This is a genomic window from Sphingomonas phyllosphaerae (genome assembly GCA_036946405.1).
Taxonomy (GTDB): Bacteria; Pseudomonadota; Alphaproteobacteria; order Sphingomonadales; family Sphingomonadaceae; genus Sphingomonas; species Sphingomonas phyllosphaerae_D.
This window is the reverse complement of record JAQIJC010000001.1, coordinates 792514-812438: the sequence shown is the minus strand read 5'-3', so window position 1 is coordinate 812438 and position 19925 is coordinate 792514. Positions and strand designations below refer to the sequence as shown.

At 68.2% G+C, this 19925-nt stretch carries 23 protein-coding genes and 1 tRNA gene; 9 read left to right on the top strand and 15 right to left on the bottom strand.

Translation table 11 applies throughout. The features are described 5' to 3' along the window. Window positions 1–23: 23 nt before the first annotated feature. From PGN12_03785 to PGN12_03770, 4 genes are all read right to left on the bottom strand, one after another. Window positions 24–1004 carry a ketoacyl-ACP synthase III gene (locus tag PGN12_03785; GenBank protein MEH3103005.1) on the bottom strand — a complete coding sequence of 327 codons (981 nt, stop codon included), beginning with the start codon at window positions 1002–1004 and terminating at the stop codon, window positions 24–26. After that, a complete protein-coding gene (plsX, locus tag PGN12_03780; protein MEH3103004.1) occupies window positions 1001–2035 on the bottom strand; it encodes a phosphate acyltransferase PlsX in 1035 nt (344 codons plus the stop codon). The genes PGN12_03785 and plsX overlap by 4 nt, the downstream gene beginning before the upstream one ends. A 43-nt stretch (window positions 2036–2078) precedes the next feature. Continuing rightward, on the bottom strand, window positions 2079–2258 hold the full coding sequence (gene rpmF, locus PGN12_03775; GenBank protein MEH3103003.1) for a 50S ribosomal protein L32: 180 nt from the start codon (window positions 2256–2258) through the stop codon (window positions 2079–2081). A 212-nt stretch (window positions 2259–2470) separates the two neighbouring features. Beyond that, window positions 2471–3130, bottom strand: a complete 660-nt coding sequence (locus PGN12_03770; GenBank protein ID MEH3103002.1) for an MBL fold metallo-hydrolase — start codon at window positions 3128–3130, stop codon at window positions 2471–2473. Between the two features lie 104 nt (window positions 3131–3234). Here PGN12_03770 and pabB point away from each other — a divergent pair, with 104 nt between their 5' ends. From pabB to msrA, 4 genes are all read left to right on the top strand, one after another. Next, window positions 3235–4989: an aminodeoxychorismate synthase component I gene (gene pabB / locus PGN12_03765; protein ID MEH3103001.1), complete on the top strand. Its 1755-nt coding sequence runs from the start codon at window positions 3235–3237 to the stop codon at window positions 4987–4989. A 48-nt stretch (window positions 4990–5037) separates the two neighbouring features. After that, window positions 5038–6237, top strand: coding sequence for a pyridoxal phosphate-dependent aminotransferase (locus tag PGN12_03760; protein ID MEH3103000.1), 1200 nt, complete (start codon window positions 5038–5040; stop codon window positions 6235–6237). Window positions 6238–6437: 200 nt separating this feature from the next. Further along, complete coding sequence (locus PGN12_03755; GenBank protein MEH3102999.1) at window positions 6438–6578, top strand: hypothetical protein; 141 nt, start codon at window positions 6438–6440, stop codon at window positions 6576–6578. A gap of 52 nt (window positions 6579–6630) precedes the next feature. Next, window positions 6631–7284, top strand: a complete 654-nt coding sequence (gene msrA, locus PGN12_03750; protein ID MEH3102998.1) for a peptide-methionine (S)-S-oxide reductase MsrA — start codon at window positions 6631–6633, stop codon at window positions 7282–7284. Window positions 7285–7353: 69 nt separating this feature from the next. On the opposite strand, the gene PGN12_03745 is transcribed toward msrA, so the two are convergent. The 7 genes from PGN12_03745 to PGN12_03715 all read right to left on the bottom strand — a co-directional run bounded on the left by PGN12_03745 (window position 7354) and on the right by PGN12_03715 (window position 14026). Beyond that, window positions 7354–7542: a Trm112 family protein gene (locus PGN12_03745; GenBank protein ID MEH3102997.1), complete on the bottom strand. Its 189-nt coding sequence runs from the start codon at window positions 7540–7542 to the stop codon at window positions 7354–7356. Beyond that, the gene (locus PGN12_03740; GenBank protein ID MEH3102996.1) at window positions 7539–8162 is read right to left on the bottom strand and encodes an LON peptidase substrate-binding domain-containing protein; all 624 of its coding nucleotides are present in this window, start codon (window positions 8160–8162) and stop codon (window positions 7539–7541) included. Before PGN12_03740 ends, PGN12_03745 begins: the two co-directional genes overlap by 4 nt. Continuing rightward, window positions 8159–9055 (bottom strand): tetratricopeptide repeat protein, encoded by an 897-nt coding sequence (locus PGN12_03735; GenBank protein MEH3102995.1) that lies wholly within the window; start codon window positions 9053–9055, stop codon window positions 8159–8161. The genes PGN12_03740 and PGN12_03735 overlap by 4 nt, the downstream gene beginning before the upstream one ends. A gap of 229 nt (window positions 9056–9284) precedes the next feature. After that, complete coding sequence (locus tag PGN12_03730; GenBank protein ID MEH3102994.1) at window positions 9285–10136, bottom strand: TorF family putative porin; 852 nt, start codon at window positions 10134–10136, stop codon at window positions 9285–9287. 161 nt (window positions 10137–10297) lie between these two features. Next, window positions 10298–11824: a SulP family inorganic anion transporter gene (locus tag PGN12_03725; protein ID MEH3102993.1), complete on the bottom strand. Its 1527-nt coding sequence runs from the start codon at window positions 11822–11824 to the stop codon at window positions 10298–10300. 164 nt (window positions 11825–11988) lie between these two features. Then, the gene (locus tag PGN12_03720) at window positions 11989–13311 is read right to left on the bottom strand and encodes an ATP-binding protein (GenBank protein MEH3102992.1); all 1323 of its coding nucleotides are present in this window, start codon (window positions 13309–13311) and stop codon (window positions 11989–11991) included. 4 nt (window positions 13312–13315) lie between these two features. Beyond that, window positions 13316–14026 (bottom strand): response regulator transcription factor, encoded by a 711-nt coding sequence (locus PGN12_03715; protein MEH3102991.1) that lies wholly within the window; start codon window positions 14024–14026, stop codon window positions 13316–13318. 157 nt (window positions 14027–14183) lie between these two features. On the opposite strand from PGN12_03715, the gene PGN12_03710 reads away from it, so the two are divergent. From PGN12_03710 to PGN12_03700, 3 genes are all read left to right on the top strand, one after another. Beyond that, a tRNA-Gly gene (locus PGN12_03710) sits at window positions 14184–14258 on the top strand. Window positions 14259–14372: 114 nt separating this feature from the next. Continuing rightward, window positions 14373–15074 (top strand): HPP family protein, encoded by a 702-nt coding sequence (locus tag PGN12_03705; protein ID MEH3102990.1) that lies wholly within the window; start codon window positions 14373–14375, stop codon window positions 15072–15074. Continuing rightward, entirely contained in the window at window positions 15071–15865 is a 795-nt protein-coding gene (locus PGN12_03700) for a DUF72 domain-containing protein (protein ID MEH3102989.1), read from the top strand. The genes PGN12_03705 and PGN12_03700 overlap by 4 nt, the downstream gene beginning before the upstream one ends. A gap of 105 nt (window positions 15866–15970) precedes the next feature. On the opposite strand, the gene PGN12_03695 is transcribed toward PGN12_03700, so the two are convergent. Beyond that, entirely contained in the window at window positions 15971–16342 is a 372-nt protein-coding gene (locus tag PGN12_03695) for a hypothetical protein (GenBank protein MEH3102988.1), read from the bottom strand. A gap of 100 nt (window positions 16343–16442) precedes the next feature. Between PGN12_03695 and PGN12_03690 the strand changes: the two genes are divergently transcribed. Further along, entirely contained in the window at window positions 16443–16865 is a 423-nt protein-coding gene (locus PGN12_03690; protein ID MEH3102987.1) for a putative quinol monooxygenase, read from the top strand. 96 nt (window positions 16866–16961) lie between these two features. Then, a complete protein-coding gene (locus tag PGN12_03685) occupies window positions 16962–17744 on the top strand; it encodes a class I SAM-dependent methyltransferase (GenBank protein ID MEH3102986.1) in 783 nt (260 codons plus the stop codon). Window positions 17745–17768: 24 nt separating this feature from the next. Here the strand turns inward: PGN12_03685 and ribH are convergent, their stop codons facing one another. From ribH to PGN12_03670, 3 genes are read right to left on the bottom strand one after another with little or no spacing between them, the layout of a single operon-like run. Beyond that, entirely contained in the window at window positions 17769–18188 is a 420-nt protein-coding gene (gene ribH / locus PGN12_03680; protein ID MEH3102985.1) for a 6,7-dimethyl-8-ribityllumazine synthase, read from the bottom strand. Beyond that, window positions 18188–19321, bottom strand: a complete 1134-nt coding sequence (gene ribB, locus PGN12_03675; protein ID MEH3102984.1) for a 3,4-dihydroxy-2-butanone-4-phosphate synthase — start codon at window positions 19319–19321, stop codon at window positions 18188–18190. The genes ribH and ribB overlap by 1 nt, the downstream gene beginning before the upstream one ends. Next, window positions 19311–19916 carry a riboflavin synthase gene (locus PGN12_03670; GenBank protein ID MEH3102983.1) on the bottom strand — a complete coding sequence of 202 codons (606 nt, stop codon included), beginning with the start codon at window positions 19914–19916 and terminating at the stop codon, window positions 19311–19313. The genes ribB and PGN12_03670 overlap by 11 nt, the downstream gene beginning before the upstream one ends. Window positions 19917–19925: the final 9 nt, after the last annotated feature.

Below are 19925 nucleotides of genomic sequence, written 5' to 3'. Positions count from 1 at the left end.
TCGATGCAGCGGCCCGTCGCGGCCTACATGCGGATGACCGCAGCACCCCAGGTGAATCCGCCACCCATCGCCTCCAGCACGACCAGGTGCCCGGGCTTGATCCGGCCATCGCGCACCGCCACGTCCAACGCGAGCGGCACCGATGCGGCGGAGGTGTTCGCGTGCTGGTCGACGGTGACCACAACCTTTTCAGACGGCAGGGAAAGTTTGCGTGCGGTGGCGTCCAGGATGCGCGCGTTGGCCTGATGCGGCACCACCCAATCGACCGTGCCGGAAGGCAGTCCGGCGGCCCGCAACGCCTCCTCCATCACTGCCGCCAGATTGACGACGGCATGGCGGAATACCTCCCGACCCTTCATCCGAAGCTTGCCGACCGTGCCCGTCGTGGAGGGTCCGCCGTCGACGAAAAGCAACTCATTATGGCGACCATCGGCATGGAGCCGCGTCGCGAGCACGCCGCGCGCGGCCGGGTCGCGCGCATCCCCGGCGGAGTCGCGTGCTTCCAGCACGATGGCGCCCGCCCCATCACCGAACAGCACGCAGGTGGTGCGGTCCTCCCAGTCGAGGATGCGGCTGAACGTCTCGGCACCGATCACCAGCGCACGGCGGTGCGCGCCGGCGCGGATCATGCTGTCGGCGACCTGCACCGCATAGAGGAAGCCCGAGCAGACCGCCGCAACGTCGAACGCGACGCAATCATCGATCCCCAGCATCGCCTGCACCTTGGTGGCGGTGGCAGGGAAGGTGTTGTCGGGCGTAGCGGTGGCGAGCACGATCAGGTCGATATCGCCCGCGACCAGCCCCGCCGCCGCGATCGCGGCGATCGCGGCATCGCGCGCCAAGGTCGCGGTCGTCTCGCCTTCCCCCGCGATGTGGCGGAAGCGGATTCCGGTACGCTCGACGATCCATTCGTCGGAGGTGTCGACGCGCTCGGCCAGCTCGGCATTGGAAACACGACGGGCGGGGAGCGCAGATCCCGTCCCCGTCAGCACCGCACGGATCATGCCGCGGCCTTCGCTTCGAAATGGCGCAAATCTTCGACGATCCGCCGGGTCAGGTCGGCACGCACCATCTTGGCGGCATTGCCGATCGCGGTCGCCACCCCGCGCTCGTTCGCGCTGCCATGGCTTTTGACCACCAGCCCGTTGAGCCCGAGGAAGACCGCGCCATTGTGGTTGTTGGGATCGAGGTGATCGCGCAGCAGCTCGGTCGCCGGGCGCGAGATCAGGAAGCCGACCTTCGAGCGCACCGAGCTGCGGAATGCGCGCTTGAGCAGGTCGGCGACGAACCGCGCGGTGCCCTCGGCGGTCTTGAGCGCGATATTGCCCGAGAAGCCATCGCAGACGATCACGTCATGCTCGCCGCGCGACAGCCGGTCGCCCTCGACGAACCCGGTGAACTTCATCGGCAGGTGCGGCGCGGCGCGCAGCATCTGCGCGGCGTCGCGAATCTCGCCGGTGCCCTTCTGGTCCTCGCTGCCGATGTTGAGCAGCGCGACGCGCGGCGCATCCAGCTCCAGCGTGGTACGCGCATAGGCCGCGCCCATCACCGCGAACTGCACGAGATTGCGCGCATCGCATTCGGTATTCGCGCCGAGGTCGAGCATCACACAGTCGTTGTCGCCCAGCGTCGGGAGCAGCGCAGCGAGCGCCGGCCGGTCGATGCCGCGCATCGTCCGCAGCGACAGCTTGGCCATCGCCATCAACGCGCCGGTGTTGCCCGCCGACACCGCCGCGGCGGCACGCCCCTGCTTCACGCAGTCGATCGCGATCCCCATCGAGGTCGTCTTGGCACGACGAATCGCCTGACTGGGCTTCTCGTCGCCCGCGATCACATCGGGAGCGTGGACGATTTCGGAATGCTGCGCGAGATTGGGATGCTGGGACAGCCCGTCGCGAATCGCCGCCTCGTCGCCGACCAACAGATAGTTGACGTCGTCGTAGCGACGGCACGCGCGTGCCACCCCGGCCAGCATCACCGCCAGCCCCTCGTCACCGCCCATCGCATCGACGGCGATCCGGGACCTGTCGGAAATCACTGAACCTCGCTCCCGAAGCTGTGCCTGTACCCGGTCAGGCTCAGGCGTCGACCGCGATGACCTCGCGACCGTTGTAGTGACCGCACGCGGTGCACAGGTTGTGCGGGCGCTTCAGCTCGCCGCAGTTCGGGCATTCCTGGAAGGCCTCGACCGACAAGGCGTCGTGCGCGCGGCGCATACCACGGCGGGAGGGAGAAGTCTTTCGCTTGGGGACGGCCATCGTGGCACCTTGATTTGACTAGTATTTCATAAGAGCGACGAGCCGGTGCACGGTGCCGCGCGGACGATGCGAGCACCGGCCGCGGCAGACAGCCGGGCATCGGCTCGCATCGCGAAGCCCCGCGCCTATAGCGAATTCCCCGGCGGTTGCAAGCAAAGCCCGTCACATGACCTCCGTGCCGTCAACGCCCGGAGCGCACCGTCGTGTCCGTCTCAGGCCGAGAGCGCGCGGTCGCTGACGAACATATTGTGCGCGCGCTCGTGCGCGAAGGTGCTGGGCTTGCCATGGCCAGGGATGAACGCCGTCTCATCGCCCAGCGGCCACAGCTTGGTCACGATCGATTCGATCAGCTGCTTGTGATCGCCCTGCGGCAGGTCGGTCCGCCCGACCGAGCCCTGGAACAGGACGTCGCCAACCTGCGCGAATCGCGACGGCGCGTGATGGAAGATCACGTGCCCCGCGGTGTGCCCCGGCGTATGGTAGACGTCGAGCGTCAGGTTGCCGATCGTCACCGTGTCGCCGTCCGACAGCCAGCGGTCGGGCTCGAACACCACGCCGCGGATCCCCCAGTTGCGGCCGTCCTCGTCGAGCCGCGCCAGCCAGAAACGATCCGCCTCGTGCGGCCCTTCGATCGGCACGCCCAGCTGCCCGGCAAGCGGCTTCGCCTCACCGGCATGATCGATATGACCATGCGTCAGCAGGATCTTCTCCACCGCCACCCCGGCCTGCCCGATCGCGGCGAGGATGCGCGGCAGATCCCCGCCGGGATCGACCACCGCCGCCTTCATCGTGGCGGTGCACCAGATCAGCGTACAATTCTGCTCGATCGCGGTGACGGGGACGATCGCGGCACGTAAGGGGGTGTCGGTCATGGGGAAAACTCCTGCCGGGATGCCGGATCGCCGGTCCCGGCCGATTAACTTCGACCTTTGTCGGACGCAACGCGGCTTGCGGGCGTAACGACCTGCGGGCATCAATGGCGGCGATGCGTCCCGCCGCTCCTTTCGTGCTGCTCCACGATGCCCGTTCCGGGCTCGATCGCGCGAGGCTGTACCACGCGCCGCGGCGGGTGCTCGCCGCACAGACGCCGGCCGAGGTGCACGACGTGCTGGCGGCGATCCGCTCGTGGCCCGGCGCAGCGGCGGGCTTCCTCTCCTATGGCGCGGGCGCGGCGTTCGAGCCGGCGGCCGGGCGCGAGCCCGACTGCGCCACGCCACTGGCATGGTTTGGCTTGTTCGACAGGCATGAGGAGATCGCCGACGTCGCCGCGTGGCTCCCCGACGCGGCCGGCGCGTGGACCGGCGCGCCCGAGCCCGAACCGTCGCGATCGGATTATCGCGCGATGTTCGAGGCCGCACAGGCGCTGATCCGCGCGGGCGACCTGTACCAGCTCAACCTCACCTTTCGCGCGCGCGTCCCGTTCATCGGCGATCCGCTCGCGCTCTATGCCGGCTTGCGGCAGGCGGCGGGTGCGGGGTGGAGTGCGCTGGTCGCCACGGGTGCGCAGACGATCCTGTCGCTGTCGCCCGAATTGTTCTTCACGCGCGATGGCGATGCGCTTGTCAGCCGCCCGATCAAGGGGACCGCGCGCCGCAACGCCGATCCCGCGATCGATCTCGCGGTCGCGCACGCGCTGGCCGCCGATGCCAAACAGCGTGCCGAGAACCTGATGATCGTCGACCTGATGCGCAACGACCTGTCGCGCGTCGCGGTTGCGGGCAGCGTCGCCGTGCCCGAATTGTTCGCGGTCGAGCGCTATCCCACCGTGCACCAGCTCACCTCGAAGGTCACGGCGACGCTCGCGCCCGAACGCCATGCGGTCGACGTGCTGTCCGCGCTTTTTCCATGCGGCTCGATCACCGGCGCGCCGAAGGTCCGCGCGATGCAGGCGATCGCCACGGTCGAGCGCGGCACGCCGCGCGGGACCTATACCGGCGCGATTGGGCGGATCGATGCCGATGGCAGCGCGGCGTTCAACGTCGCGATCCGCACGCTGACGATCGACGAGGGCGCGGACCATGCCGTGATCGGGATCGGCGGCGGGATCGTCGCCGATTCCCGCGTCGAGGACGAATGGGATGAAGCGATGGCCAAGGCGGCGTTCCTTGCCGGCGCGCGCCGGCGCGTCGATCTGCTCGAAACCATGGCGTTCGACCCGGACGAAGGCGTGCTGCGGATCGAGCGGCACCTCGAACGACTGCGCACCAGCGCCGCGGCGCTCGGCTTCGTTTTCGATCGCCATGCCGCGCGCAACGAACTGCAGGCCGCGACCTTCCGGCTGCGCGCCGCCGCCCGCGTCCGGTTGATGGTGTCGCAAAGCGGCGTGGTCGCGATCGAGGTCGCCGCCGCGCCGCCCGCGCCCGACCGGCCGCTGCGTGTCGCGCTCGCCCCGCTGCCGGTCGGCGAGCGGGACTGGCGATTGCGCCACAAGACCAGCGATCGCCGCTTCTACGACGCCGCCCGCGCCGCGAGCGGAGCCGACGAGGTGCTGTTCTTCACCCCCGATGGACGCCTGACCGAAGGCAGCTACACCAACCTGTTCGTGCCGCGGGGCGACACGTTGCGCACACCACGCGCCGGTCCGTTGCTGCCGGGCGTGCTGCGCGGCGAGCTGCTCGATTCGGGCAAGGCGGTGGAAGACGATCTGACGGTGGCCGATCTGCGCGACGGGCTGTTCGTCGGGAATGCGTTGCGCGGACTAATGCGAGCGACGCTCGCGGTTGCACAATGAGGCCGACCGTCGCATAGGCGCAGCGCTTCCTAGTCAAAGGCGCCCATCATGCACACCTCCGCCGCGCTCGACCGCATCAATCCCTCCCCGACGCTGGCGATCACCAGCCGCGTGCTGGAGCTGAAGCGGGCCGGCGTCGACGTGATCGGGCTGGGCGCGGGCGAGCCCGATTTCGACACGCCGGACTTCGTGAAGGAGGCGGCGATCGCGGCGATCCGCGCCGGCAAGACGAAGTACACGAACGTCGACGGCACCGCCGAGCTGAAGGACGCGATTGTCGCCAAGTTCAAGCGCGACAACGGGCTGGACTACACCCCGGCGCAGATCAGCGTGAACGTCGGCGGCAAGCATACGCTCTTCAACGCATTGGTCGCGACGCTGGACGCGGGCGACGAGGTGATCGTGCCGGCGCCCTATTGGGTCAGCTATCCCGACGTCGTGCAGTTCGCGGGCGCGATCCCGGTGATCGTCGCGGCGGGCGCGGACGTCGGCTATAAGCTGACCCCGGCGATGCTCGAGGCGGCGATCACGCCGAAGACCAAGTGGCTGATCCTCAACTCGCCGTCGAACCCGACCGGCGCGGCCTATACCGTCGACGAGCTGAAGGCGCTGGGCGCGGTGCTGGAGCGGCATCCGCACGTCTGGATCTTCGCCGACGATATGTACGAGCATATCGTCTATGACGATTTCCGCTTCGCCACGATCGCCGAGGTCTGCCCATCGCTCTACGAGCGGACGTTGACCGTCAACGGCTGTTCCAAGGCGTATGCGATGACCGGCTGGCGGATCGGCTTCGCGGCCGGCGCGACCTGGCTCATCAAGGCGATGGCCAAGCTCCAGTCGCAATCGACCAGCAATCCGTGCTCGATCGCGCAGGCCGCGGCGACCGCGGCGCTGACCGGCGATCAGTCGTTCCTCAAGGAGCGGGCACAGGCGTTCCAGGTCCGCCGCGATCTGGTGGTCGACATGCTCAACGCGGCCGAGGGCATCACCTGCCCGAAGCCCGAAGGCGCCTTCTACGTCTATCCCAGCGTCGCAGGCGTGATCGGCAAGTCGACCCCGACGGGCAAGCGGATCGAAACCGATAGCGATTTCGTCGGCTACCTGCTCGACGATGCCAAGGTCGCGGCGGTGCAGGGCGTGGCGTTCGGCGTCTCACCGGCGATGCGGATCAGCTACGCCACCTCGGAGGCGCTGCTGACCGAGGCGTGCCAGCGCATCCAGGCGGCGTGTGCCGCGCTGAAATAGGCGCTTTCGCGAAACGATCGCTTTCGCACTCTGCGATGGAGCGGCAGCGTCGCTGTCCGTATATCGACGCCAGATGAACGAGCGGCCAAGCCGGCGTTCAGGCGTCGAGGCTAATGTTGCGTTCGTCGTCACTTGCTTTTGCGACTTGATGACGAATGAGCGACATGCCGCACACGCGGCCAAGGAAAAGAGAGCAGCTGATGATCCGCTTCATCAAGTCCAGCTTCGCATGGCAGTTCGCGGGTGGTTTCCTGATCGGTGCCGCCGGGATGCTGGCGATCCACGCCGCGCAGCCTGAGCTGCCGACCAACGCCTATGCGGCGACGCACGCCACGCGCTGATCCGCTGTCGGTCGCTCTGGCGGAGCGACGCTTGCCAACCCATATCAGGCGCATGACGCGCTTTCTCGCCCTCATCGCGGCGCTGCCGCTCCTGCTCGCCGGCTGCGGCACCGCCCAGGCCGAGCGCGCCGTCTCGATCCCCGCCGCGGCGCGCGACGTGCCCGCGACCGCGGGAATGCAGATTGCCGTGCTGGCCGGCGGCTGCTTCTGGGGCATGGAGGCGGTGTTCCAGCAGGTGAAGGGCGTCCGCGATGTCGTGGCGGGCTATGCCGGCGGCACCGCGCAGAGCGCCAATTATCAGGCGGTCAGCAGCGAGACGACGCGCCACGCCGAGGCGATCCGCATCACCTACGACCCGCGCGTGGTCAGCTATGCCACCTTGCTGCGCGTCTATTTTTCGATCGCGCACGATCCGACGCAGCTGAACCGTCAGGGTCCCGACAGCGGCACCAGCTATCGCTCGGCGATCTTCCCGCAGACGCCGGAGCAGCGCGCGGTCGCCGCCGCCTATATCGCGCAACTGAGACAGGCCCACGCCTTCTCGCAGCCGATCGTGACGCGGCTGGAGGCGGGCCGCTTCTATCCGGCCGAATCCTATCATCAGGATTTCTTCCGTCGGAACCCGACGCATCCCTATATCGTGCGCTGGGACAAGCCAAAGGTGGCAGGGTTCCGCGCCGCCTTCCCGCAACTGGCGATGCGGTAGGTGCCGTCGCCCCAGACCCGATCCGGGGCTCCGCCCTTTACTTCGGTGGAAAAGAAGCGGGATCCCGGATCAAGTCCGGAATGACGAGGAGTCCAGCCGCCGTCCCGCCTCGACCAGCAGCACCGGCACCCCGTCGCGCACCGGATAGGCGATGCCCGCCGCCTCCGACACCAGCTCCTGCCGATCGGCATCGTAGCGCAACGGCGTCCGAGTCGCCGGGCACACCAGTCGTTCGAGCAGCCACGCGTCGATCGTCATTGCAATGTCACCCGATCCTCGCCGTCGTGCCGACCGAAGAATTGCATCAACTGCACCAGCATCTCGGCCCGCGTCGCCAGGTCGGGCGCCTCCAGCAGCGCCTGCTTCGCCGCCACATCGAACGGCGCGATCTGCGCGACGCCGTTGACGAGGCTGACGTCATCCAGCCGCCCGACCGCCTTCCAGTCGACGCTATAGCCATGCGCCTCCGCGAATCGGCGCGACTCCATCTCCAGCGAGGCGCGACCGCCCAGCGACAGCGTCTCGTCTTCCGTCACCGGCAACAGCTCGGCCTCGACCTGCCGGAACGGCGTCGTCACCACCAGCTCGCGCCGCACGCGGAACAGCGACAGTCCTTGCAGGATCAGATTGTAGCGCCCGTCGTCGAGCGCCTCGACCTCGGCGATCCGACCGACACAGCCGATGTCGAACAGGTCGGGGGCATCGGCATCCTCGCTGTCGGGGCGCGGCTGGATCATCGCGATCCGCCGGTCGCGCGCCATCGCGTCGGACACCATCGCGCGATAGCGCGGTTCGAAGATATGCAGCGGCAGGTGCAGCTGCGGGAACAGCAACGCCCCCGGCAGCGGGAAGATCGAGAGCCGCGTCGTCTCGGTCATCCGAACAGGATCGCCGACAACTTGCGGCGCTGCGCGGACACCCATGGGTCTTCCAGCCCGACGACCTCGAACAGCTTGAGCAGCTGTTGGCGCGCCGCATCGTCGTTCCACGCACGGTCGGCCGCGACGATCGACAGGAATCCGCTTGCCGCCGCATCGCGATCGCCCGCCGCCATCCGCGCATTGGCGAGATCGAAACGCGCCTGCAGATCGTCGGGGTTCGCCGCCACCGCCGCCTCCAGCGGCGCGAGATCGTCGACGGCCGGCGCCGATTTGGCGAGCGCCAGCGCCGCCACCGCGCGCTGCACGTCGGGCAGTTTCGCGACATCCTCGGGCAACGCCGCGATCGCCGCATCGGCGTCGTCGACCTGCCCCGCCGCGACCAGCGCACGGATACGCCCCGACAGCACCGCATGATGCTCGGGCGCCATCTCGGCCAGTTGATCGAAGATCGACAACGCACGCTCTGCGTCACCTTCGGCCAGCACCTGTTCGCCCATCGCGATCAGCGGCTCCAGCTCGGCCTCCTGAGACTGTGCCTCGCCGCTGATCGGCAGCTGGCGCAGCAATTGGTCCAGCATCGCCTTCAGCTGCGATTCGGTGCGCGCGCTGGTCAGGTCGGCGACCAACTGCCCCTGGAACATCGCGTAGACGGTCGGGATCGAGCGGATCTGGAACTGCGCCGCGATGAACTGGTCCTTGTCGGTATCGACCTTGGCCAGCACCACGCCCTTATCGGCATAGTCGGCCGCGACCTTCTCCAGCACCGGCGTCAGCGCCTTGCACGGCCCGCACCATTCGGCCCAGAAGTCGACGATCACGAGCTGCGTCATCGACGGTTCGACGACGTCGGCGCGGAACCGCTGGACCGCTTCCTTCTCGGCGGGTGACATGCCTAACGTGGCCAAGGGGCACTCCTGAAATTGCTTGCCCCCTTATGTGGGATGGCGGCGGGGGATACAAACCCCCCGCCCCATCACCGATACGTCTTCTGCCCTCTCCCCTCGCAGAGGGGAGAGGGTTGCGCAGACTTAGGCTTTGCGCAGCAAAGTCTTAGTCGCAGTTGGGTGAGGGGTCGGCGCTCGCGACGCGAGCGCGCGAGCCAAAGGCTCGCTTACCCCCTCAGAACGCCGCGGTCAGCGCGAAGACCACCTTGGCCCCGGCGATCGAGCCGACCCCATCCTGCCCGCGGCTGAAGCTCGGCTGGAGATACGCGGCTTCGCGATCCGAGATGTTGGTGTCGACATAGGCGACGCCAACCGTCAGCGGCGTGCTCGGGATCGTATAGTCGACGCCCAGCAGCCAGTCGGCATAGGCACCGGTCGGCGCGACGCTGGTCGCGAACGGCCCGAGCCCCTTGTTGCCGCTCGACGCGCCGACGTGCGCCTTGGCGGTCAGCCCGGTGCCGGGGATGCCCGCGGCGGCATCGCCCCAGACGTAAAGATTGTCGCCCTTCGCGCCGGGCCGGTCGTAGACGCCGTTCGCCGCCGATGTGCCGTTGGCATACCACGCACCGAGCGCTTCCTGCTTGGGCGCATAAGCGACGCCCGCGGTCAGGCTGACCGGCCCCGCGGTGCCCGACAGCTTGGCGTACGGCTCGATGAAGTCGGTGTTATCGAAGCCACCCGGATACATGTACCAGGTCGCGCCGATGTCGAGCGTACCGCCGTCGCCGATCGGAGTTTTGAAGCCGGCGATCAGGTCCAGCTCCATATTGGCGCCGCCGAACGTGCCCCAGCCGGCGAGGTTCGATCCCCAGGTGCCGATATACACGCCGCTCTCATGCGCGATCGTGAAACCGCCCTGCACTGCCAGGTTCTCATCGGACTGCGACACGCCACGGAAACGGTAATCGCTGACCAGCCCGACCGAGCCCGAGACGGTGACCGGCTTGGGCGGTGCTTCTTCCTGCGCGGCGGCGGGAACGGCGATCAACGCCAGCATGGCGGCGGGGACGAGGAATGCGTACTTCATGGAACCTCCTGATGGTAAGAGGCTCCTCCTGCTTGCGGTCCGCTTCGCTCTCCCCCGCTATGACGAGCGGCAGGGCGATGGCTGGCTCACGCGTTAAACCTATTTACGCCGCGTTGCAGCAATGTTTCGGAATGGTATCAAAACATTGCCAGCCGGTAACGTCAGTGCTGATCGTCGTTCAGTGTGGCGATCCGGCCACGCGCACCAGTGACCTTGACCGACTGACCCGAGGCGCGACGCCGCTGGAACCAGTCGCGCAGCATCTCCGCACTGGTATGATCGACCGCGTTGAGCCGCGTCGCGTCGATCCGCACCGGCGTGCCGGTCGGCACCCGGTCGAGCGTCTCCGACAGCTTCGGCAACGTCACGAACGTCGCCGTGCCGTCCAGCGTGATCGCATGGGTGTCGGCCTCCTGTCCCTCATAGACACGCAGCCGCAGCCGGTGGAGGTTGGGGATCAATTCGAGCATCGTCAGCCCGATCCCGACCAGCACCCCGGTCAGCAGGTCGGTCGACACGACCGTCACCAGCGTCGCCGCCCAGATCAGCACCGGCAACACGCCATAGTCGCGGAACAGGTGCGTCGCGTGCTTGACGCTGACCAGCCGGAAGCCGGTGACGACGAGGATCGCACCCAGTGCTGCCATCGGGATCAGCTTGAGCACGAACGGCAGCGCCGCGACGAAGGCGAGGATCCAGACGCCATGCAGCATCGCCGACAATCGCGTCGCCGCGCCCGCCTGCACGTTCGCGGAACTGCGCACGATCACCCCGGTCATCGGCAGTGCACCCGCGAACCCGCACAGCAGATTGCCGACGCCCTGCGCACGCAGCTCCTTATTGTAGTCGGTGCGCACGCCATTGTGCATCTTGTCGACCGCCGCCGCCGACAGCAACGTCTCGGCCGAGGCGATGAACGCGATCGCGACCGCGGCGGCGATCACTGCGGGGTCGAGCAACCGCGCGAAGCCCGCGCCGTTCGGCGGGGTGATCGCGGCGACGATCGAATCGGGCACCTGCACCCGCGCGACGTCCAGCGCGAACAGCAGCGAGACGATGGTGCCGACCAGCACCCCGACCAGCGCACCCGGCAACAGCCGCAGCGCGGCGGGGCGGAACTTCTCCCAGCCGATCATCGCGGCGATCGTCACCAGGCCGATCGCGAAGGCGAACTCGGTCGCCTGCAGATTGCTCGGCGACAATCCGAACAGCCGCCCCGGCATCGCCGCGAGATTCTGGAGCCCGCTCGGCAACGGTCGATGGTCGAACAGGACGTGGAACTGCCCGACGACGATCAGCACGCCGATGCCCGCGAGCATCCCGTGCACGACCGCCGGCGAGATCGCCTTGAACCAGCCGCCGAGCCGGAACACGCCGGCCGCGACCTGCACCGCGCCCGCCACCACCAGGATCGGGCCGAGCGCGGCCAGCCCCTGATCGCGCACCAGCTCATAGACGATCACCGCCAGACCGGCCGCCGGACCGCTCACCTGCAAGGGAGAGCCGGCGAGCGCGCCGACGATGATCCCGCCGATGATCCCGGTGATGAGGCCCTTCTCGGCGGGCGCGCCCGAGGCGATCGCGATCCCCATGCACAACGGCATCGCGACGAGGAAGACGACGATCGACGCGGTCAGATCGCGCCCGAGCAGCGAGATCGAGGGCACCGAGATGCCCGGGCGGGTCATCGCGGGATCAACGGGAGGAACCGTGCTGGCCATCATGCGTCCAGCCGGAACGATCGCGCGGCGATCACATGGGGGCGTTCGCCTGCGATGGCCACGTCGACTCTCCTGATGCTAACCGATCAGGTCTTACGGCCGGCTCCTTGCTGCCGTGCGGCGCGTCCGTGTCATTTCGTTTCCTGCGGCGGCAGCCCGATCTCGGCACACAGCCCGCCGCCATCGCGGTTGGCGAGCGTCAACCGACCGCCTTCCTCCGCCACCGCCAGCTGGACGATCGACAGCCCCAATCCGAACCCCACCGTATCGCGCGATCGCGCGGGGTCGAGCCGCACGAACGGTTCGAGCACATGCTCGAGTTCCTCGTCGGGAATTCCCGGTCCGTCATCTTCGATGCGAATCACCGCACCGGGGCGGTCGGTCATGAGCCTGATTGCAACCGAGTCGCCATAATGCAGGGCATTTTCGACCAGATTGACCAACGCCCGCTTGAATCCGACGCGCCGCAGCCGCCACTCGCAATGATCGGGGCCGTCATAAGTCGCCACCCGCCCGCGATCCTCGGCATCGTCGGCCAGCGTCGCGCACAGCACCGCCAGATCGACGACGCTGGTCGGCTCCGGCTCCGCCGACCCGCCGAGAAAGGCGAGCAGCGAGGTGATCATCGCCTCCATCTCACTGACATCGCGGACGATTGCGTCGCGCGTCTCGATGTTCGGCAATGCCTCGGTCCGCAAGTGCAGCCGCGCGAGCGGGGTCCGCAGATCGTGACCGACCGCGGCCAAGGCCTGCGTCCGTCCCGCGATCAGCGCCTGGATCCGGTCCTGCATCCGGTTGAACGCGGTGATGACCCGCCGCACCTCGCCCGGCCCATCCTCTTCGACATGCTCGACAATTCCGTGCCCGACCCGGTCCGCCGCGGTCGCCAGCCGCCGCAACGGCAGCAGCACGCGCCGCAGCAGCAGCGCGCCCAGCAGCATCAACGCGATCGCCGGCACCATCGCCAGCGCGATCCGCTCGAACGACAAATTGAGGTTGGCGATCGGCTGCCGCGTGCGAAAAAAGAGCCAACTTCCGTCGTCTAGCTGCAACCCGCCGGTCACGACCGATCGCCGCCCCGGCGATTGCAGCCGCAGCCATAGATCACCCGTCGCCAGCGAAGGCTCCCATTCGAGGACTTGCCGATGCATCTCGTCGAGCGCCGGCGCGATCGCCGGCACCGCCGGCAAGGTGGCGCTCCATTGCAGCGCATATCGATCGGTCGTCAGCTCGGCGGCCATCGCCGGTCGCTCGAGCTGTGGGCGCTCGGCGATCAGACGGCGGCTGATGACCAGATGCTCGGCGAGCCGGTTCGCCTCATCGTCGCGCACCGCGAACCCGCTGGCGCGCTCGTAAAGCAAGGTGCTGGCGCCGAATTCGATCACCAGCGTCAGCAACAGGATGCCCAGCACCTGCCCCAGCAGGCCGACTGCCGGGCGGCGCAGGAAGGTCATGCGCTCAGCTGCGCTCGACGGGAGCGTTGAGCATATAGCCGACCCCGCGCACCGTCACGATCGGCGCCGGCGCGCCCGCGCTGCCCAGCTTCCGGCGCAAGCGGCTGACCAGCACGTCGATCGAGCGGTCCGAACTGTCGCCCAGCCGCGTGCGGCTTAGCTCGATCAGCCGCTCGCGCGCGATCACGCGCTGCGCGTGATCGGCGAGCACCACCAACAGATCGAATTCCGCGCCGGTCAGGTCGACGATCGCACCGCTCGGCGAAGCGAGTTCGCGGCGCGGCAGGTTCACCGTCCAGCCGTCGAAGGTCAGCATCCCCTGATCGCCTGCCCCCGCGCGCCGGTCGAGCGCCGGCCGCCGCAGCACCGCACGCACCCGGGCGACCAGTTCGCGCGTCCCGAACGGCTTGGCGATGTAATCGTCCGCACCCAGTTCCAGCCCGACCACCCGGTCGGTTTCGCTGGCGCGCGCCGACATGAAGATGATCGGCACGTCGCTCTTCTGGCGCAGCGAGCGGCACAGATCGATCCCGCTCGTCCCCGGCAACATGATGTCGAGCAGCACGAGATCGACCGGCCCAGAATCGAGCGCCAGCCACATTTCCGGCGCAGCAGAGGCAGGACGGACGGCGAAGCCATTCTCCTGAAGCGCGCGGGCGGTGAGCATTCGGAGCGACGGATCGTCCTCGACAAGCAGGATCGTAGGGGCGGTCATGCCCGCAGGACGTAGGGGCCGCGCCGGACCCGGTCAATTCGCGGCACGGAAAAACGCATCCGCTTGTCAAAAAGCTGTTGCGGGGTCCGGACACCGCTGCTAGTGGCGCCACCTCACCCGGCGGGAGCAGCCAAATGCTTCCGGTCACGGCGCCAGAGCGGGCGTAGCTCAGGGGTAGAGCACAACCTTGCCAAGGTTGGGGTCGAGGGTTCGAATCCCTTCGCCCGCTCCAGTTTTTCGACAGACAAGCGCGTTTTCCCTTCGGGGACCTTGCACGTTTCTGCGCGCGCTCTTTACGCCATCGACCGTGACGACGCGGCGGCGCTGCGCTACGGGCGCGCGGATGATGCCGTTCCTCTCGCTGCTGCTCGCCGGTGCGCATTGGCCGGCGCGGTTGCTCGCCTGCCTCGGTGCGGCGCTGTGCCTTGCGCTCACCTTCCTCGTCTGTGCGCGGCTGCCGCTGAGCCACGCCGATCTGCCGATCATCGTCGCGCCGCTCGGTGCCTCGGCGGTGCTGGTCTTCGCGGTGCCCGCCAGCCCGCTCGCGCAGCCATGGTCGGTGATCGGCGGCAACGTCGTCTCGGCGCTGGTCGGAGTGGCCGCCTATCACCTGATCCCGCAGACCGCGCTGGCGGCGGGCGTGGCGGTCGGCGGCGCGATCCTCGCCATGTCGCTGCTGCGCTGCCTCCACCCGCCCGGCGGCGCGGCGGCGCTGACCGCGGTGATCGGCAGCCCCGGCATCCATGCCGCGGGCTGGACCTTCGCGTTCGCGCCGGTCGGGATCAACTCGGTCGCGCTGGTCGCGCTCGGCATCCTCTATCATCGCATGACCCGCCACAGCTATCCGCACCGTGCCGCCGCGGCGGTCACGGCCCCCGCCGTCGGCCTGCACGCCGCCGATATCGACGCGGCGCTCGCCGACCTGCACGAGACGTTCGACATCGCCCCCGAGGATCTCGACGCGCTGTTGACCCGCGCCGAGGCGCATGCCGCCGAACGCCGCGCCGGGTCGACAAAAACGCGGCAACCCGGCACGCCAGTGCGATGACGGCTTCTTCGATTCGCGTGGGCATCGGCGGCTGGACCTATGAGCCGTGGCGTGGGACCTTCTATCCCGACAAATGGCCGCAGAAGCGCGAGCTGGAATACGCGAGCCGCCATGTCACCGCGATCGAGGTCAACGGCACCTTCTATTCCTCGTTCAAGCCCGCGACCTTTGCCGGCTGGCGCGAGACCGCGCCGGAGGGGTTCGTCTTCGCGCTCAAGGCGTCGCGCTATTGCGTGACGCGCAAGGTGCTGGCCGAGGCCGGCGAGTCGATCGCGCGCTTCGTCGGACAGGGGATCGTCGAGCTGGGCGACATGCTCGGCCCTATCCTGTGGCAGCTGCCCGCGACGCGGAAGTTCGATGCCGACGACATCGCCGCGTTCCTGAAGCTGCTCCCCGCCAGCAAGGCCGGTTTGCCGCTGCGCCATGCGATCCAGGTGCGGCACGAGAGCTTTGCGACCCCGGCGTTCGTCACCCTGTGCCGCGCCGCCGGCGTGGCGATCGTTCATGGCGATTCGGCCGATTACCCGGCGCTGGCGGATGTGTCGGGCGACTTCGTCTATGCGCGGCTGGAGGATGCGCGCAAGGCGGAACCGACCGGCTATGCCCCGGCGGCGCTCGACCGCTGGCGCGACATCGCGCGGGATTGGGCCGCTGGCAGAAGCCCAGACGGGCTGCCCTATGTCGCCGAACCTGCGCCAAAGCAGCCGCGCGACACGTTCATCTTCATGATAAACGGCGCGAAAGTTCGTGCGCCGCACGCTGCGATGGCGTTGATCGAGCGGCTCGGCTGACCCCGCGGATGTTGCGAATGTTGAGACGCTGGCGGCGTTTCTCAACATTGGTGCAGGAGCGATCATGGGTCTTCCATGCCGCGCGTTGGCGGATGTAGGACAGCGTCAATCGGCCTGGTCGAGCGCCGCCACGATCGCGGCGATCGCCGGATCGGTGTAGGTCGCGACCGGATCGTCGGAGCCATCGGCGCGCGCGTGATAGGCGCCGGCTTCGAACGCGTCATGAACCTGCTGGAACAGCGCGGGCCAGCGATGCGCGACACCGTCGAGCCACAGGCCCTGCAAGAGCCCCCACAGTTCGCCCGCGATGCTGTCGCACACCGCATAGGACAGCTCGCCGTGGTGATAGGCGCGCGCCAGCCGGGCCGCGGACCGGTCGAGGAAGGCGGCGATGTCCTCGCCCTCGCCCACCATCCCGTCGCGGAAGAGCCGCTCTGCCGTGGCCAGCGCGGTCGTGGCCGGCGGCGCTTCATCCATTGGCGCATCCTTGCGACAGCCTGCCTCCGAAGCGGGGCAGACGCGTCAGGTGGTTGGTTCTAGGCTGTTTCCGGCGGCAAGGCGACCGCAGGAGGGCGAGATGAGAGACGTGATCCGCAAGGGCAGCGCCGCGGCGCTGGCGCTGGCCGGTGCCGGCATGGCGCAGGCCGGACCGGGCGACCCCGGCATGATGGTGCGGATCGCCGAGGTGTCGGTCGATCCGGTGCAGCTCGAAGCGTACAAGGCGATCCTCGCCACCGAGCAGGAAGCGTCGGTGCGCAAGGAGCCGGGCGTCCTGATGCTCCATTCGGTGCAGATCGCGGACGATCCGACCCAGATCCGGCTGCTCGAGGTCTATGCCAGCCGCGCCGCCTATGAAGCGCATATCCATGCGCCGCATTTCCTGACCTACAAGACCGCGACCGAGAAGATGGTCCGCGCCCTGCGGCTGGTCGACACGCACCCGATCCTGCTGTGCGCCAAGTCGAGGGGAACGAAGGGTGGGCCGGTGACGTGTCTGTAAGGCTGTCCGCGTCGCCATTGTCGGTCGGCGAAACTCTGCCGCGCCGATTGTCGAGGTCTTAAGGATAAGCGACGTCATGCCATGGTCGGAGCGACGATGACCGACGACGAAGCACGCTATCTGCGCGAGGTGCAGTATCGCTTTCCCGATCGGCTGGAGGCGCGCGCGGTGCTCCACCAGCGGTACGGCCGGGGTGACTGGTTCGCGTGGCTGGCCGAAGAGATCGCGTTCGCGCCGGGCAGCGTGGTGGCGGATGTCGGTTGTGGCGCCGGCGCGCTGTGGCGGAATGCACCACGCAATGTTCCCGACGACCTCGTGCTGCGGCTGGTCGACAATTCGCCGGGGATGGTCGCCGCCGCAGATGCGACGGTGCGCGCCGACGGACGGTGGAGCGACGTGACGGCGATCGTCGGCGATGCGGCGGCGTTGCCGTTCGCGGATGGTAGCATCGACACGGCGCTGGCGATCCACATGCTCTATCATCTTGCTGACCCCGCCGGGGGCTTGGCCGAGCTGGCGCGCGTGACCCGGCCGGGCGGCAAGGTGGCGGTGGTGCTCAACCGCGCCGGGACGATGGCGGCGTTGAGCGGGCTCGTTGAGCAGGCGCTCGGCCGTACGTCGACACGTCCGGCGCCTTTGTCCTCGGAGGATGGTCTGGCGCTGATGCAGACGCAATTCGGCGCGGTCGAGGTGCGACGCTACGATGACACGCTGCGGGTCACCGATCCGGTCGATCTGCTCGGCTACCTGACCAGCCTTCCCGAAGCGGACGCGCCCGGTGCCACGACGAAGCTTGCCGAAGCGGTCGAGGCAGCGTTCCGGCGGTCAGAGGTCTTTACGATTGCCAAGACCACGGAATTGCTGATCGCACGACGCTGAAGCGACGCCCAGGATGACGGTGTGTCAGCCGAGCCGCTCCTTGAGGTCGAGCATCGCCAGTGCCGCCTTGGCTGCCGCGCCGCCCTTGTCGAGCTGCGCGGGGTCGGCGCGGACAATCGCTTGCGCCTCGTTCTCGGTGGTGAGGATGCCGTTGCCGATCGGCACACCGTCCATGGTCAACGCCATGATCCCGCGCGCGCTTTCGTTGGCGACGATCTCGAAATGATAAGTCTCGCCGCGGATCACGACGCCGAGCGCGACGAACGCGTCATAGCGTCCGCTCTCCGCCGCCAGCGCGATCGCGCCGGGTACTTCGAGCGCGCCGGGGACGGTCAGCACCTCGGCGCGATGACCCGCCGCCTCGACCGCCGCGGTCGCGCCGGCGACCAGCATGTCGTTGAGATGATCGTAGAAGCGCGCTTCGACGATGAGGACGTTGGCCATCAATCCACCTTCCGTTCGCCGACGATCGACAGCCCATAGCCGTCGAGCCCGACCAATGTGTGATGCGTGTTGGTGAGCAGCACCATGTCGTGCACGCCCAGCTCGGCGAGGATCATCGCGCCGACACCGTAATCGCGCAGTTCCTCCATATCGACCGTTGCCTGCTCGCCGGCCTTCAGCCGCACCGCGGTGGTGAAGGAATCGGCGCGCTGGCGGTTGATGACGACGATCACGCCCGCGCCTTCCGCGGCGATCAGCTCCATCGAGCGCGAGAGCATCCGGCTGCGCTCGCCTTCCTCGCCGAACAGATCGGCGAAGGGCGAAAGCGCGTGCATCCGCACCAGCGTGGGGCGGGTCGGGTCGACGCGCCCCTTCACCAGCGCGATCTGTTCGGTGCCGGTCGCCTTGTTGCGGTAGGCGCGCACCGTCCAGTCGCCGCCCCAGCGGCTGGTGAACGGCGCCTCGCTGACCAGCTCGACCAGATGGTCGTGGCGGCGGCGATAGGCGATCAGGTCGCGGATCGTGCCGATCTTGAGATTGTGGAGCTGCGCGAACGACACGAGATCGTCGAGCCGCGCCATCGTGCCGTCCTCGTTCATGATCTCGCAGATCACGCCCGAGGGATTGAGCCCGGCGAGCCGCGACACGTCGACCGCCGCCTCGGTATGGCCGGCGCGCACCAGCACGCCGCCGTCGCGCGCGACCAGCGGGAAGACGTGCCCCGGCGTGACGATGTCGGTGCGGTCCTTGGTCGAATCGATTGCCACCGCGATCGTGCAGGCGCGGTCGGCGGCGGAGATACCGGTCGTCACGCCCTCGCGCGCCTCGATCGAGACCGTGAAGGCGGTTTCGTGGCGCGTGCCGTTGTTGCGGCTCATCAGGTCGAGCCCGAGGTCCTCGACGCGCGTCTTGGTCATCGCCAGACAGATCAGCCCGCGACCGTGGCGGGCCATGAAGTTGATCTTCTCGGGCGTCGCCATCTGCGCGGGGATGACCAGATCGCCCTCGTTCTCGCGATCCTCGTCGTCGACCAGGATGAACATCCGGCCGTTGCGCGCCTCGTCGATGATCTCTTCGGGGGTCGACAGATAGCCGTGGCGCAGGCGCGCGAGTTCGGCGGACTTAGCGGCCACGATAATGCTCCATGCGTTGCAGATAGCGGGCGAGGACGTCGATCTCGACGTTGACGGCGTGCCCCGCCGCCAGCGCGCCGAGCGTCGTCACCGCCTGCGTATGCGGGATCAGGTTGATCGCGAAATGCGTGCCGTCGCTCTCGTCGCGTACTTCGTTGACGGTCAGCGATACGCCGTCGATCGTCACCGAGCCCTTGGGGGCGAGAAACGGCGCGAGCGCGGCGTCGACGCGGAAGCCGATGCGTTTCGAATCGCCGTCGGCGCACACGCCGATCACCTCGGCGACGCCATCGACATGGCCCGTGACGATGTGCCCGCCGAGTTCATCGCCGAGCTTCATCGCGCGTTCGAGGTTGAGGCGGCGTCCGGGTTGCCATTGGTCGTGGGCGGTGCGCGCGACCGTCTCACCCGACACGTCGACGACGAACTGGCCCGGGCGGATGTCGACCACCGTCAGGCATACGCCCGAACAGCTGATCGATGCGCCAAGGTCGATCGCGGCGGTGTCGTAGGCGGTGGCGATCGTGACGCGCCGGTCACCGCGTTCCTCCACGCTGTCGATGGTGCCGATGTCGGTGACGATGCCGGTGAACATGGGATAGGC

Excerpts from the sequence above, each read along its gene's own strand:
- PGN12_03785 (MEH3103005.1), bottom strand. The coding sequence starts at position 1,004 with ATGATCCGTGCGGTGCTGACGGGGACGGGATCTGCGCTCCCCGCCCGT.
- rpmF (MEH3103003.1), bottom strand. The coding sequence starts at position 2,258 with ATGGCCGTCCCCAAGCGAAAGACTTCTCCCTCCCGCCGTGGTATGCGC.
- PGN12_03770 (MEH3103002.1), bottom strand. The coding sequence starts at position 3,130 with ATGACCGACACCCCCTTACGTGCCGCGATCGTCCCCGTCACCGCGATC.
- pabB (MEH3103001.1), top strand. The coding sequence starts at position 3,235 with ATGGCGGCGATGCGTCCCGCCGCTCCTTTCGTGCTGCTCCACGATGCC.
- PGN12_03760 (MEH3103000.1), top strand. The coding sequence starts at position 5,038 with ATGCACACCTCCGCCGCGCTCGACCGCATCAATCCCTCCCCGACGCTG.
- PGN12_03755 (MEH3102999.1), top strand. The coding sequence starts at position 6,438 with ATGATCCGCTTCATCAAGTCCAGCTTCGCATGGCAGTTCGCGGGTGGT.
- msrA (MEH3102998.1), top strand. The coding sequence starts at position 6,631 with ATGACGCGCTTTCTCGCCCTCATCGCGGCGCTGCCGCTCCTGCTCGCC.
- PGN12_03745 (MEH3102997.1), bottom strand. The coding sequence starts at position 7,542 with ATGACGATCGACGCGTGGCTGCTCGAACGACTGGTGTGCCCGGCGACT.
- PGN12_03740 (MEH3102996.1), bottom strand. The coding sequence starts at position 8,162 with ATGACCGAGACGACGCGGCTCTCGATCTTCCCGCTGCCGGGGGCGTTG.
- PGN12_03735 (MEH3102995.1), bottom strand. The coding sequence starts at position 9,055 with ATGTCACCCGCCGAGAAGGAAGCGGTCCAGCGGTTCCGCGCCGACGTC.
- PGN12_03730 (MEH3102994.1), bottom strand. The coding sequence starts at position 10,136 with ATGAAGTACGCATTCCTCGTCCCCGCCGCCATGCTGGCGTTGATCGCC.
- PGN12_03725 (MEH3102993.1), bottom strand. The coding sequence starts at position 11,824 with ATGACCCGCCCGGGCATCTCGGTGCCCTCGATCTCGCTGCTCGGGCGC.
- PGN12_03720 (MEH3102992.1), bottom strand. The coding sequence starts at position 13,311 with ATGACCTTCCTGCGCCGCCCGGCAGTCGGCCTGCTGGGGCAGGTGCTG.
- PGN12_03715 (MEH3102991.1), bottom strand. The coding sequence starts at position 14,026 with ATGACCGCCCCTACGATCCTGCTTGTCGAGGACGATCCGTCGCTCCGA.
- PGN12_03705 (MEH3102990.1), top strand. The coding sequence starts at position 14,373 with ATGCCGTTCCTCTCGCTGCTGCTCGCCGGTGCGCATTGGCCGGCGCGG.
- PGN12_03700 (MEH3102989.1), top strand. The coding sequence starts at position 15,071 with ATGACGGCTTCTTCGATTCGCGTGGGCATCGGCGGCTGGACCTATGAG.
- PGN12_03695 (MEH3102988.1), bottom strand. The coding sequence starts at position 16,342 with ATGGATGAAGCGCCGCCGGCCACGACCGCGCTGGCCACGGCAGAGCGG.
- PGN12_03690 (MEH3102987.1), top strand. The coding sequence starts at position 16,443 with ATGAGAGACGTGATCCGCAAGGGCAGCGCCGCGGCGCTGGCGCTGGCC.
- PGN12_03685 (MEH3102986.1), top strand. The coding sequence starts at position 16,962 with ATGACCGACGACGAAGCACGCTATCTGCGCGAGGTGCAGTATCGCTTT.
- ribH (MEH3102985.1), bottom strand. The coding sequence starts at position 18,188 with ATGGCCAACGTCCTCATCGTCGAAGCGCGCTTCTACGATCATCTCAAC.
- PGN12_03670 (MEH3102983.1), bottom strand. The coding sequence starts at position 19,916 with ATGTTCACCGGCATCGTCACCGACATCGGCACCATCGACAGCGTGGAG.